The organism is Mycobacterium sp. E787, assembly GCF_001668725.1.
Lineage (GTDB): Bacteria > Actinomycetota > Actinomycetes > Mycobacteriales > Mycobacteriaceae > Mycobacterium.
Genome location: NZ_LZKL01000055.1, coordinates 1 through 13,308, shown reverse-complemented (window position 1 = coordinate 13,308; position 13,308 = coordinate 1). Strand labels below are relative to the sequence as shown.

9 protein-coding genes and 1 pseudogene are annotated in these 13,308 nt (G+C 71.2%); 6 read left to right on the top strand and 4 right to left on the bottom strand.

The window, feature by feature from the left end; all coding sequences use genetic code 11:
- Positions 1-37 precede the first annotated feature (37 nt).
- Both A5705_RS11060 and A5705_RS11055 read left to right on the top strand, forming a co-directional pair.
- Positions 38-900: pseudogene (locus A5705_RS11060) on the top strand (hypothetical protein); the annotation flags it as partial.
- A gap of 13 nt (positions 901-913) precedes the next feature.
- Positions 914-1,609, top strand: a complete 696-nt coding sequence (locus A5705_RS11055) for a crotonase/enoyl-CoA hydratase family protein (RefSeq protein ID WP_067877208.1) — start codon at positions 914-916, stop codon at positions 1,607-1,609.
- A 92-nt stretch (positions 1,610-1,701) separates the two neighbouring features.
- On the opposite strand, the gene cynS is transcribed toward A5705_RS11055, so the two are convergent.
- Genes cynS through A5705_RS11040 form a run of 3 tightly spaced genes read right to left on the bottom strand, consistent with a single transcriptional unit; the run spans position 1,702 to position 3,473 of the window.
- Positions 1,702-2,157 carry a cyanase gene (gene cynS, locus A5705_RS11050; RefSeq protein WP_068277475.1) on the bottom strand — a complete coding sequence of 152 codons (456 nt, stop codon included), beginning with the start codon at positions 2,155-2,157 and terminating at the stop codon, positions 1,702-1,704.
- A gap of 45 nt (positions 2,158-2,202) precedes the next feature.
- Complete coding sequence (locus tag A5705_RS11045) at positions 2,203-2,952, bottom strand: class I SAM-dependent methyltransferase (RefSeq protein WP_068277705.1); 750 nt, start codon at positions 2,950-2,952, stop codon at positions 2,203-2,205.
- A gap of 5 nt (positions 2,953-2,957) precedes the next feature.
- Positions 2,958-3,473: a nitroreductase family protein gene (locus A5705_RS11040; RefSeq protein WP_067877214.1), complete on the bottom strand. Its 516-nt coding sequence runs from the start codon at positions 3,471-3,473 to the stop codon at positions 2,958-2,960.
- A 110-nt stretch (positions 3,474-3,583) separates the two neighbouring features.
- On the opposite strand from A5705_RS11040, the gene recC reads away from it, so the two are divergent.
- The 4 genes from recC to A5705_RS11020 are packed head-to-tail and all read left to right on the top strand — an operon-like array spanning position 3,584 to position 12,655.
- The gene (gene recC / locus A5705_RS11035; RefSeq protein WP_068277473.1) at positions 3,584-6,868 is read left to right on the top strand and encodes an exodeoxyribonuclease V subunit gamma; all 3,285 of its coding nucleotides are present in this window, start codon (positions 3,584-3,586) and stop codon (positions 6,866-6,868) included.
- Positions 6,868-10,152: an exodeoxyribonuclease V subunit beta gene (gene recB, locus A5705_RS11030; protein WP_068277471.1), complete on the top strand. Its 3,285-nt coding sequence runs from the start codon at positions 6,868-6,870 to the stop codon at positions 10,150-10,152. Before recC ends, recB begins: the two co-directional genes overlap by 1 nt.
- A complete protein-coding gene (recD, locus tag A5705_RS11025; RefSeq protein WP_068277468.1) occupies positions 10,149-11,924 on the top strand; it encodes an exodeoxyribonuclease V subunit alpha in 1,776 nt (591 codons plus the stop codon). The genes recB and recD overlap by 4 nt, the downstream gene beginning before the upstream one ends.
- A gap of 35 nt (positions 11,925-11,959) precedes the next feature.
- On the top strand, positions 11,960-12,655 hold the full coding sequence (locus A5705_RS11020) for a TVP38/TMEM64 family protein (RefSeq protein ID WP_068277461.1): 696 nt from the start codon (positions 11,960-11,962) through the stop codon (positions 12,653-12,655).
- A 48-nt stretch (positions 12,656-12,703) separates the two neighbouring features.
- On the opposite strand, the gene A5705_RS11015 is transcribed toward A5705_RS11020, so the two are convergent.
- Positions 12,704-13,308: SAM-dependent methyltransferase (locus tag A5705_RS11015; protein ID WP_156763095.1), on the bottom strand; the 605-nt coding region annotated here is incomplete at its 5' end.

Here is a 13,308-nt window from a genome sequence, read left to right as displayed (position 1 = left end):
ATCGGGCCAGCGAATCTCTGCGGAAGCCCGCTGTGATATGAGCGGAAGGGTGGGTCTCATGGGGTGGATCCAGAGCGCCTGGCAGGGGGTCACCCATGTTGGGTCCGACACCTGGTTGGCGTGGGCGGCGTGGGCCGCGATTTTGCTGGGTGTCGTCACGCTGATCTTCATCAGCCGGCAACTCGGACTCAATCGCCGGCTGGCCGCCGAGCGAACGAGGCCCCAAGTCGCGATGTTCATGGAGCCGCATCCCGCCGACTGGCACGTGATCGAACTCGTCGTCCGAAATTTCGGGCAGACCGCGGCGTATGACATCCGGTTCGCGTTTCCCAACCCGCCGACGGTGGCCGAATACGAGAACGCCGCCGACGGCTACGCCGACGTCGTCGAACTGCAGCTTCCGCGCGAGTTGCCGGTGCTGGCGCCCGGCCAGGAATGGCGCATGGTGTGGGACTCGGCGCTGGATCGCGCCGAGATCGGAACGGGCATCGAGTCGCGCTTCACCGGGTCGGTGATCTATCACGACCGTCCCGACAAGCCGCGCGGCTGGCGGTTCTGGCAGGGCGACCGGCCCGTGCTGCAGACCAACGTGGTGCTGGACTGGGACGCGCTGCCGCCCGTTCAGCGCATCGAGTTGATGACCACCCACGACTTGGCGAAGCGGGAAAAGCAGAAGCTGGAGCTGTTGCGGGGGCTGCTCACCTACTTCCACTACGCGAGCAAGGAAACGCGCCCCGATGTGTTCCGCAGCGAGATCGAACGGATCAACGGCGCCGTGCAGGAGACGCAGGACCGGTGGCGCACCCGGCTGCTCGACCAGCCCACCGACGTCAGCCTGCGCTGGGGCAACGCCGAAGCCGACCTGGCCAAGCACCGCAGCCAGCACGTCTGACCCAGGATCGAAGGAGCAACTATGAGCGGCCCGGTCGCCTACACCCTGAAGGACTCGATCGCGGTCATCAGGATGGACGACGGCAAGGTCAACGCGTTGGGCCCGACGATGCAGCAGGCCCTGGGCGAGGCGATCGACCGGGCCGACAGCGACAACGCCGGTGCGTTGGTGATCACCGGCAACGAGCGGGTTTTCAGCGGCGGATTCGACCTGAAGATCCTCACCTCCGGCGAGGTGCAACCCGCGATCGACATGCTGCGGGGCGGCTTCGAGCTGGCTTACCGGCTGTTGTCCCATCCCAAACCGGTGGTGATGGCCTGTACCGGCCACGCCATCGCGATGGGGGCGTTCCTGTTGTCGTCGGGCGACCACCGGGTGGCCGCGCACGCCTACAACATCCAGGCCAACGAGGTGGCGATCGGGATGGTGATCCCGTACGCCGCGCTGGAGATCATGAAGCTGCGCCTGACGCAGTCGGCGTACCAGCAGGCCGTCGGGCTGGCCAAGACGTTCTTCGGTGAAACCGCGCTTGCCGCAGGCTTTGTCGACGAGATCGTGTTGCCCGAGATGGTCGTCGACCGCGCCGAGGAGGCCGCGCGCGAATTCGCCGGCCTGCACCAGCACGCCCACGCCGCGACCAAGCTGCGCGCCCGGGCCGACGCGCTGAAGGCGATCCGTGCCGGAATCGACGGGCTGGAGGCCGAGTTCGGGCGCTGATCGTGCGAACGCGGTGACCGGGAAAAGTCCCTGGCCACCGCGTTGCTCGCCTCCTCGTGGCCAGTGTGACACGCACGCGGGGTGCGGTCACTTCACCCTTCTGCCGAGACCCATTGGTAGGGGAGGAACTTCCCGTCGAACGTCACCACGACGCGGTCGCCCGACTCGTGCGGCTTCTTCTGCAGGTCGACGCTGAAGTTGATCGCGCTCATGATGCCGTCGCCGAACTGCTCGTGGATCAGTTCCTTGATGGCGCCGGCGTACACCTGCAGCGCTTCGTAGAAGCGGTAGATGGTCGGATCCGTCGGGACGGCCGTCGGCAGGCCACCGCGCATGGGCGGCGCCGCCAGCACGGGCACCGCCGACTCGTCGAGGCCGAGCATCTCGACGAGAACCTTGCCGAGCTCGGCGGGTACCGGGTGCTGACCCAGCAACGCCGACGTGGTCCACAGCACCGGCCTGCCGATCGCGTCGGCCAACTCCTGCCAGGTCAGCCCTTTCGCCAGCCGTGCGACGACGATCTGTTCGGTGAGTTCGTTTCTCGTCATGCGAACAGCATGGCACCGCCGGGCCGTCGGCGCCGGGCGCGGGCCTCACGCCGGTTTCGTCGCCGTGACCAGGCGCGTCGAAAACCACGGACCGCCGTACCACATCCGCCATCCGACGTTGCGGCGCTTCACGTTTCGCCATCCCATCTCCCGCAGCCGGGCGGCGTGCTGCCGGGTCTCCCACAGGTCGGCGATGGCAAGGCGGCCACCCGGCCGCAGCACGCGAGCCGCTTCGATCAGCGCCTGCCGCCGGCCGGCGCGGGTCGGGATGTTGTGGATGGCGAGGTTGCTGACGACCACGTCCACGCTCTCGTCGGCCAGCGGCAGGGCCGTCATGTCGGCGGTGCGCACCTCGATGCGGTCGGCAACGTTCTCCAGCGCGGCGTTGGCCAGCGTGGCGTCCCGGGAGTTGCCGGTCTGGTCGGCGTGCCAGAGGTCGACACCGATCGCGCGGCCCCGCGGCAACCGCTTGGCCGCGGCCAGCAACACCGCGCCGCGTCCGCAGCCCATGTCGAGCACCGTTTCGTCACCGCGCAGCCGCAGCTCGTCGAGCACCCGGTCCCACACGACGAACTTGCCCGAGCGCGTCGCATAGACGTAGGACGCCAGCGCGGCGAGCAGCGCAATGGCCCATCCCGCGGTCAGCGCGGCCGTCACCCGCCTGCCGCGCGCCCAGCTGAGCCCGGCCCACGCCGCCAGGGCGGCCGCCTGGGCGACGATGCCGATCGCCTGCCCGCGTGCCGAGATGGTCTTGAACGAGCCGTCGGTCCCGTAGTCGCCGCGGTGATCATGCACGGAGGTCACCACCCTCCGTGATGCACGACCTCGGAAAACGGCCGCCGATCCGGCTTGCGGATCGGGGCGAGCGGACGGTCGGCGGGGTAGCCGATCCCCAGCAGGAAAGCGACCTGGTGGCCGTCGGGCACACCCAGGATGGCGCGCGCCTTCTCCTGGTCCCCCACCGAGGAATGGCCCGTCCCGATGCCCAAGTCGGTCGCGGCGATCATCATCGCCATCGTGGCCTGGCCGACGTCGTAGTTGTCGGTGACGAGCCGACGCTCATCCGGCGGCACCGGCACCACGATCGCGATCGCGGCCGCGGCCGCGGCGATGTGGCCGGCGCCTCGCCAGACCGTCGACAGCTCTTGAAGCTGGGCCCGGTCGGTGACGATCACAAAGTCCCACGGCTGCCGGTTTTTCGCCGACGGCGCCCGCCAGCCGGCCTCGGCGATGCGGTCGAGGTCGGCCTCGGGCACCGGCTCCGGCTGGTATTGCCGCACATTGCGCCGCGCACAGATCGCGTCCCACGCTTCCATATGTTCGCCCCGTTCCTTTGTTTTCTGCCCATGCTGCCACCACCACCGAACGGCATGTCGGCGCGGAATCATCCCCGCCTGTCGGTGCGGCGTTCTATGGTGGCAGCGCAATGGCCCTCCATCTCCACCGTGCCGAACGCACCGACCTACTCGCCGCCGGTCTCGGCGCGCTGTTGGCCAACCCGCTCGCCGACCCGTTCGCCGAGGAGCTGGTGCTGGTCCCGGCGCGCGGCGTGGAACGCTGGCTCAGCCAGCGGCTCTCACACGTCCTGGGCCGCCGGCCCGGCGCCGGCGACGGGGTGTGTGCGGGGGTGGCGTTCCGCAGCCCGGCCTCGTTGATCGCCGAAATCACCGGCACGGCCGACGAGGATCCCTGGTCGCCGGAGGCGATGACGTGGCCGCTGCTGGAGGTCATCGACTGCAGCCTCGACGAGCCGTGGTGTGCAACGCTGGCAACGCATTTGGGTCACGGCCTGGGCGATCTGGAAGCCGAGTTGCGCCGCGGGCGGCGCTACTCGGTGGCCCGCCGGCTGGCCGGGCTGTTCGCCTCCTACGCCCGGCAACGCCCGCACCTGCTGGCCGACTGGCTGGACGGCCGGGAGGGCGGCCTCGACGCCGACCTGGACTGGCAGCCGCAGCTGTGGCGCGCGCTGGTCGAACGCGTCGACGCCGATCCACCGCATGTCCGGCACGAGAAGACCGTGACCCGGCTGCGCGAGGGCCCGACCGAGCTGCCGTCGCGGCTGTCGCTGTTCGGGCACACCCGGCTGGCCCGGACCGAGGTGGAACTGCTCGACGCGCTGGCCACCCACCACGATCTGCACCTGTGGCTGCCGCACCCCAGCGACGACCTGTGGCAGGCGCTCGCCAATCTGCACGGCGCGGTCCCCCGCGACGAGGACGGCAGCCGCCACGCCGCCCGTCACCCGTTGCTGGAAACCCTGGGCCGCGACCTTCGCGAGCTGCAACGCATGCTGCCCGCCCACCCCGCCAGCGACGAATACCTCACGCGCGCAAGCACTCCCGGCACGCTGCTGGGCTGGCTGCAATCGGACATCGCCGCCAACGCGGTGCGGCCCGAAGGACGCGCGCTCGCGCCCGGCGACCGCTCGGTGCAGGTGCACAGCTGTCACGGGCCGGCCCGCCAGATCGACGTGCTGCGCGAGGTTCTGCTCGGACTGCTGCAGGACGACCCGACGCTGGAGCCACGCGACATCGTGGTGATGTGCCCCGACATCGAGACCTACGCCTCGTTGATCGTCGCCGGGTTCGGGCTCGGCGAGACCGCGGGCGACAGCCATCCGGCGCACCAGCTGCGGGTTCGCCTGGCCGACCGGGCGCTCACGCAGACCAACCCGCTGCTCGCGGTGGCGGCCGAATTGCTTTCGCTGGCCGGAACCCGCGCCACCGCCAGCCAGGTGCTCAACCTCGCGCAGGCCGCCCCGATCCGGTCCCGCTTCCGGTTCAGCGACGACGACCTGGAGGCGATCACCGACTGGGTCCGGGAGGCCAACATCCGATGGGGCTTCGACAAGGAGGATCGCGCGCCGTACGGGCTGGACCACATCGTCCACAACACCTGGCGCTTCGGCCTGGACCGCATCCTCACCGGCGTTGCGATGTCCGACGACTCGCGGGCCTGGCTGGACACCGCGCTGCCGCTCGACGACGTCGGCAGCGACAAGGTGCAACTGGCCGGGCGGCTGGCCGAATACGTGGCCCGGCTGCACGGCGTCGTCCAAAATCTCGGCGGTGCAAAGCCTTTGACCGAATGGCTGTCGACGTTGGCGGAGGGCGTCGCGGGATTGACCCACTCCGACGACGCCTGGCAGGAGGCGCAGCTGCAGCGGGAGTTCGCCAAGGTCGTCGAGCAGGCCGGCGCGCGCAGCTCCACGCCGCTGCGGCTGCCCGACGTGCGGGCGCTGCTTTCCGCCCACCTGGCGGGGCGGCCCACCCGCGCGAATTTCCGCACGGGGACGCTCACGGTGTGCACGATGGTGCCCATGCGCTCGGTGCCGCACCGGGTGGTGTGCCTGGTCGGCCTGGACGACGGCGTGTTCCCGCGCCTGCTGGTCGCAGACGGTGACGACGCGCTGGCGCGCCACCCGATGACCGGTGACCGCGACGTCCGTTCGGAGGACCGGCAATTGCTGCTCGACGCGGTGTGCGCGGCCACCGAGACGCTGGTGATCACCTACACCGGCGCCGACCCGTACGCCGGCTACCCGCGCCCGCCCGCGGTGCCGCTCGACGAGTTGCTCGATGCGCTGGACCAGACGACGCCGGTCCCGGTGCGCTCCCACGTGGTGACCGAGCACCCGTTGCAGCCGTTCGACCGCCGCAACGTCACCCCGGGCGTCGTGGTGCCCGGCAAGCCGTTCACCTTCGACCCGACCGCGCTGGCCGCCGCCCGGGCCGCGACCGGGAAACGTTGCCCCCCGGCGCCTTTCATCACCGACCTGCTGCCGCCGCCGCCCAAGACGGACGTGGCCCTCGCCGATCTGCTCGACTTCTTCAAAGACCCGGTCAAGGGCTTCTTCCGCGCGCTGGATTGCACACTGCCGTGGGACGTCGACGAGATCAGCGACGCGATGCCGGTGGAGATCGACGCCCTGGAGGCCTGGGCCGTCGGCGACCGGATGCTGCACGACATGCTCGGCGGCATGCACCCGGACACCGCCGCCAACGCCGAGTGGCGCCGCGGGACGCTGCCGCCCGGGCGGCTCGGCGTGCGCAAGGCGAAGGACATCCGCGACCGCGCACGCGAACTCGCGCTGACCGCGCTGCGGCACCGCACCGTCGACGGCGAAGCGCACGACCTGGCGATCGACCTCGGCGCCGGTCGGCGGCTCACCGGCACGGTCACCCCGGTGTTCGCCGAGCGGACGGTGTCGGTGAGCTACTCGAAGCTGGCGCCCAAGCATGTGCTGGCATCGTGGATCTGCTTGGTCGCGCTGGCCGCCGGAATGCCCGGCCACCCCTGGACGGCGCTGTGCATCGGCCGCGGCCAGAGCCAAAACCGAATCGCACAACGGGTTTTCGCGCCGCCGCCGGATCCGCTCACGGTGTTGCAGGGCTTGGTGGCGCTGTACGACGCGGGCCGCCGCGAGCCGCTGCCGCTGCCGCTGAAAACCTCGTATGCCTGGGCCGAGGCCCGCCGGAACGGCGAGGACCCGCGCGCGGCCGCGCAGGCCAGGTGGGCGGGCAGCAAGTTCAGTCCCGGTGACGACGCCGACCGTGCGCACGTGCGGGTCTGGGGGGAACGCGCACCGCTGTCCGTGCTGTTGCGGCCACCCCGACCGGGCGAGGAAATGCCCGGGGAGGACACCCGGTTGGGCGCGCTGGCCGCACGGCTGTGGTCGCCGGTGCTGGCGGCCGAGGGACACCTCGGCTGATGGATCGCTTCGACCTCCTGGGCCCGCTGCCCCGACACGGCTCGACCACCGTGCTGGAAGCCAGCGCCGGCACCGGTAAGACGTTCGCGCTGGCCGGTCTGGTCACCCGGTTTCTCGCCGAGACCGGCGTGACGCTCGGCGAGATGCTGCTGATCACGTTCAACCGCAACGCAAGTCGGGAGTTGCGCGAGCGCGTCCGCGGTCAGATCGTCGCCGCGGTGGCGGCGCTGGAGGGCCGCGCCCCGGCCGGCTCCGAGTTGGTCGAGCACTTGCTGCGCGGCAGCGCCGAGGAACGCCGTTGCCGACGGGCCAGGCTGCGGGATGCGCTGGCGAATTTCGACGCGGCCACCATCGCCACGACGCACGAGTTCTGCGGGTCGGTGCTGCGGTCGCTGGGCGTGGCCGGCGACACCGGCTCCGACGTCAGGCTGGAGGAAGACCTCGACGACCTGGTCACCGAGATCGTCGACGACCGCTACCTCGCCCGGTTCGGGCGAGAAGAAGGCGACCCGGTGTTGAGCTACCGGCAGGCACTCGAACTGTCCCGCGCCGTCGTCAACGACCCCTGCGCCGACTGGCGGCCGCTGGACCCCGACCCGGACAGCGAGGCCGGGGTGCGGTTGCGCTTCGCCGCGGCGGTCCGCGAGGAACTCGAGCACCGCAAGCGCCGGCTACGCATCCTCGGCTTCAACGACCTGCTCACCCGGCTCGCCAAAGCCCTTGAGCAGGAAGGCTCCCCGGCCCGCGAGCGAATGCGGGGTCGCTGGCGGATCGTGATGGTGGACGAGTTCCAGGACACGGACCCCATCCAGTGGCGGGTGCTCAACTGCGCGTTCAGCGGCCACTCGACGCTGGTTCTGATCGGCGATCCGAAACAGGCCATCTACGGTTTCCGCGGCGGCGACATCTTCACCTACCTGGAGGCGGCCCGCAGCGCCGATGCCCGGTACACGCTGAGCGTCAACTGGCGCAGCGACAGCGCGTTGGTCTCGCGGCTGCAGACGGTCCTGCGGGGCGCGGCGCTGGGCCATCCCGAGATCGTCGTACGCGACATCAAGGCCCACCACGACGGACATCGACTGGCCGGTGCGCCGCACAATGCGCCGTTTCGGCTGCGCGTGGTCAAGCGGGCCGGGCTCGGCTTCGCCGGCACCGACACCATCCCGATCGGGGTGCTGCGGCGCCACATCCCCGCCGACCTGGCCGCCGATATCGGGGCGCTGCTGGCGAGCGGTGCCACCCATGACGGCTCCGCGGTCGGCGCCGGTGACATCGCGGTGATCGTCGAACGGCACGAGGAAGCGCGGGCATGCCGTGATGCGTTGGCGGCGGCCGGCATTGCGGCGATCTACACGGGCGACACGGACGTGTTCGAATCCCAGGCCGCCAAAGACTGGCTGTGCCTGCTCGAAGCGTTCGACGCGCCGCACCGCAGCGGGCTGGTCCGCGCCGCCGCCTGCACCATGTTCTTCGGCGCCACCGCCGAAACCCTGGCCGCCGAAGGGGATGTACTCACCGACCGGGTCGCGGACACGCTGCGGGAATGGGCGAACTACGCGCGGCAGCGCGGCATCGCGGCGGTGTTCGAGGCCGCGCAGCTGGGCGGCATGGGTCGTCGGGTGCTCTCGCAGTTCGGCGGCGAGCGGCACATGACCGACCTGGCGCACATCGCGCAACTGCTGCACGACACCGCCCATCGCGAGCACTACGGCCTGCCGTCGTTGCGCGATTGGCTGCGCCGCCAATGCGACCGCCGCAACGGCGCCACCGAACACAACCGCCGCCTGGACAGCGATGCCGCCGCCGTGCAGATCATGACGGTCTATGTGGCCAAGGGCCTGCAGTTCCCGATCGTGTACCTGCCGTTCGCGTTCAACCGCAACATCCGCAAAGACGACATCCTGCTCTATCACGACGAGGACGAACAGCGCTGCCTCTACCTCGGCGCCAAGAACGACCGCGACCGTCGCCGCGCCGACGAATTGCACCGAACCGAAGAGGCCCGCAACAACATTCGGGTCACGTATGTGGCGCTGACCCGCGCCGAGTCGCAGGTGGTCGCCTGGTGGGCGCCGTCGTGGGACGAGCGCAACGGCGGCCTGTCGCGGCTGTTGCGCGGCCGCGGCGCGGACGAGGCCGGGGTGCCCGGCAGGTGCGACGCGGCCACCCTCACCGACGAGGACGCCTGGGCGGTGTTCAAGGGATGGGAGGACGCCGGCGGGCCCGCGGTGGAGGAATCGGCCGTCGTCGCCCCCGCCGCGGTCGAAACAATTAGCGAATCGGCCGATTTCGGCGTGCGGCACTTTCATCGGGCGATCGACACCCGGTGGCGGCGGACCTCGTACTCGGCGCTGGTCCGCGGCATGGAAACGGGCGGCGAGGCGGCCGGGGTGGAAAGCGAGCCGGAGGTCGGCACGCGCGACGACGAGGTGGACACCGCAGTCACGACACCCAGCCCCGACGCGACGGTCGTCTCGCCGATGGCGGCGCTGCCGGCGGGCGCGGCGTTCGGCTCGTTGGTGCACGCGGTGCTCGAGACCGCCGACCCAGGCGCCGCCGACCTGGCCGCCGAGCTCGAAGAGCAGGTGCGGCGCGCCCTGGCGTGGTGGCCGGTCGGCGTCACCGCGCCCGAGCTGGCCGTCGCGCTGGTCCCGATGTTCGACACGCCGTTGGGACCGCTCGCGCCCGGCATGACGCTGCGCCGGATCGGCCTGCGGGATCGCCTGCGGGAACTGGACTTCGAGATCCCGCTGGCCGGCGGCGACGTGCGCGGGGCCGCCCCGGACGTGTCGCTGTCCGACGTGGGCCGGTTGCTGCGGGCGCAGCTGCCTTCGGGTGACCCGCTGGCCGCATACGCCGAGCGGCTGACATCGCCCGGAATGGGCGGCCAGCCGCTGCGCGGATATCTGGCCGGGTCGATCGACGCGGTGCTGCGCTTGCCCGACCGGCGCTTCCTCGTGGTGGACTACAAGACCAATTATCTCGGCGACACGGCGGCCGATTACTGCCGCGACCGGTTGACCGAGGCCATGCTGCATTCGGATTATCCGCTGCAGGCCATGTTGTACACCGTTGTGCTGCACCGGTTCCTGCGGTGGCGGCTGCCCGAGTATGACCCGGCGCGGCATCTCGGCGGGGTGCTCTATCTGTTCGTGCGCGGCATGTGCGGTTCCGGCACGCCGGTGATCGACGGCCGGCCGTGCGGGGTGTTCAGCTGGCGGCCGCCGGCGCCGTTGGTGGTGGCGATCTCGGATCTGCTCGACGAGGGAGGGCGAGCAGCATGACGGTCTCCGAGGTCGAGGTCGCCGTGGGAGCCGCCGGCGTGCTGCTGGCGTTCAACGAGGCGGGCGTGCTGGACCTCGCGGATGTGCATGTGGCCGAACGGGTTTGCGAGTTGGCGCGGGAGCCCGACGAGCGGGTGGCACTGGCGGTGGCACTGCTGGTGCGCGCGCTGCGGGCCGGTTCGGTGTGCGTCGACCTGGCGACGATCGCGGAGGCTGTCGGCCCGGATGCGCTGCCGTGGCCGGAGCCGGTGCGGTGGCAGACCGCCGTGCGGGCGAGCGTGCTGCTGCGCGACCCGCCGGTGCTGCGCCTCTACGACGAGCGGTTGCTCTACCTGGACAGGTATTGGCGCGAGGAAAAGCAGGTGTGCGACGACCTGCTCGCCCTGCTGGCGGCGAGGCCGGCGACCACGGCGCCCGTCCCGGGGCGGCTTTTCCCGCCGGACTACCAGGAGCAGCGCAAGGCCGCGGAAATCGCTCTCTCACAGGGTGTTACGGTGCTCACGGGCGGTCCCGGCACCGGCAAGACGACAACGGTCGCGCGCCTGCTCGCGCTGGTGGCCGAGCAGGCGGAGCTCGCCGGATCGGCCCGGCCGCGGATCGCGTTGGCGGCGCCGACGGGCAAGGCGGCGGCCCGGCTGGCCGAGGCCGTGCAGCTGGAGGTGGCCCGGCTCGACGCGGCCGACCGCGCGCGGCTGGACGGGCTGGAGGCGATGACGCTGCACCGGCTGCTGGGCCGCAGGCCGGGCTCGTCCTCGCGGTTTCGGCACGATCGCGCAAATCGGTTGCCGCACGACGTGATCGTGGTCGACGAGACGTCGATGGTGTCGTTGACGATGATGGCGCGGCTGCTCGAAGCGGTACGCCCCGGCACCCGGCTGGTTCTGGTCGGCGACGCCGACCAGTTGGCGTCGGTGGAAGCCGGCGCCGTGCTGGCCGACCTGGTGGACGGCCTGTCGGCGCGCGCGGACGTGCGGGTGGCGGCGTTGCACACATCGCACCGCTTCGGGAAGTCGATCGGTGCCCTGGCCGAGGCGATTCGGGTCGGCGACACCGAGGCCGCCTTGAGGCTGCTGCGGTCCGGCGATGAACACATCGAGTTCGTCGAGGCGGAGGACCCGACCGATCGGCTGCGCTCGGTCCTGATGCCGCACGCGCTTCGGCTTCGGCAGGCGGCGCTGTTGGGGGCGGTCGACGAGGCCGTGGCGGCGTTGGACGAGCACCGGCTGCTGTGCGCGCACCGCAAGGGGCCGTTCGGGGTGCGGCACTGGAACCGGCAGGCGGAGATCTGGCTCTCCGAAGAAACCGGCCAGCCATCGTGGTCGGAGTGGTACCCGGGGCGGCCGCTGCTGGTGACGGCCAACGACTACGGGCTGCGGGTGTACAACGGCGACACCGGCGTGACGGTCGCCGGCCCTGAGGGGCTGCGCGCCGTCATCGCCAGTGCCGCAGGGCCGCTGGACTTTTCGACGAGCCGGCTGTCCGACGTCGAGACCATGCACGCGATGACCATCCACAAGAGCCAGGGCAGCCAGGCCGTCGAGGTGACCGTCCTCATGCCACCGGAGGATTCGCGGCTGCTGACCCGGGAGCTGTTCTACACCGCGGTGACCCGCGCCAAGGCCAAGGTGCGGGTCGTCGGATCCGAGGCGTCGGTGCGCGCCGCGATCGGGCGGCGGGCGCTGCGCGCGAGCGGCCTGCGGCAGCGGTTGCAGGTGTCTGATGCCGCCGAGCGTGGGGCCCAGGTACGAAATCGAGGCCGATCACATACGTAGGCCCCACGCTCGGCGGCCCTAGAATCGCGGTCACCATGGCAGACGACGAAGAACCCGCGCCCGTATCCCGGCGGCGACACATCGCGCGGCTCGCGGTGTTCGCCGCCTTCCTGGCCGTGATGTTCTACCTGGTGGCCGTGGCGCGGGTCATCGACATCGACGCGATACGGCGCGCGGTCTCCGCGACCGGGCCGGCGGCGCCCCTGACCTACGTCGCGGTGTCGGCCATCCTGGGCACGCTGTTCGTGCCCGGCTCGATCCTGGCCGCCGGCAGCGGAATGCTGTTCGGTCCGCTCTTGGGCCTCTTCGTGACGCTGGGCGCGACGGTCGGCACCGCCATGGTTGCCAGCCGCATCGGCCGCCGGGCCGGCCGGGACAGCGCGCGGGCCCTGCTGGGGACCCGGCGCGCCGACCGCATCGACGGGCTGATCGAACGGCGCGGGCTGTGGGGCGTCGTGGGCCAACGGTTCGTCCCCGGGATCTCCGATGCGCTGGCCTCGTATGCGTTCGGGGCGTTCGGGGTCCCGTTGTGGCAGATGGCCTTTGGCTCCCTGATCGGTTCGGCGCCGCGGGCGTTCGCCTACACCGCGCTGGGCGCCTCCATCAGGCACCTGTCCTCGCCGCTGGCGTATGCGGCGATTGCGGTGTGGTGCGTGAGCGCCATCGTCGGGGCGTTCGCGGCGCGGCGCGGGTTGCGGAAATGGCGCGAGCAGGCCCGCGGCACGCGCTGACGTTCAGCCGGCCGGCGCCGGCGTCGGCACAGTGTGTCGCCTCGCCGGCTAGCTCCCCGTCCGCTGCGCCGCGACGAAGAGGTTCCCCGGCACCTGGTCCTCGACCTCTTTGGCGGCCTTGCGGCCGTAGCCGGCCATCAGCTCGTCGGATGGCGTCACCGTCACGTCCCACCCGTGGCGGCGGAACCAGTCGCCGACGTCCTCGCGCTCCTCGAAGTACCACAGCTCGTCGGTGCGGGGAATCTCGCGGCCGGGGTCTATCTTGGCCATCAGCGCGCGAATCCGCTCCATCCGATCGCGCCGCCGGGCGCGTAGCTCGGGGTCGAGGAACTTCGGTCCCAGGGCCTCGACGGCGACCCTACTGCCCGCGGCGGTGAGCTCCTGGATGCGTTCGAACAGCAGTTCCTGGGCCGCGGCGGGCAGGTAGGGCATCAGCCCCTCCGCCGACCAGACGCTGGGCGCCGACGGGTCAAATCCCGCCCGCCGCAACGCCTTCGGCCAGTCCTGGCGCAGATCCACCGCGACGGCGACCCGGTCGCACGCGGGCTGGGCGTCGTGCTCGGTCAGCGTCGCCAGCTTGAACTCCAGCACCCGGGGCTGGTCGAGTTCGTACACCGTCGTGCCGTCGGGCCAGGGCAGCCGCCACGCCCGCG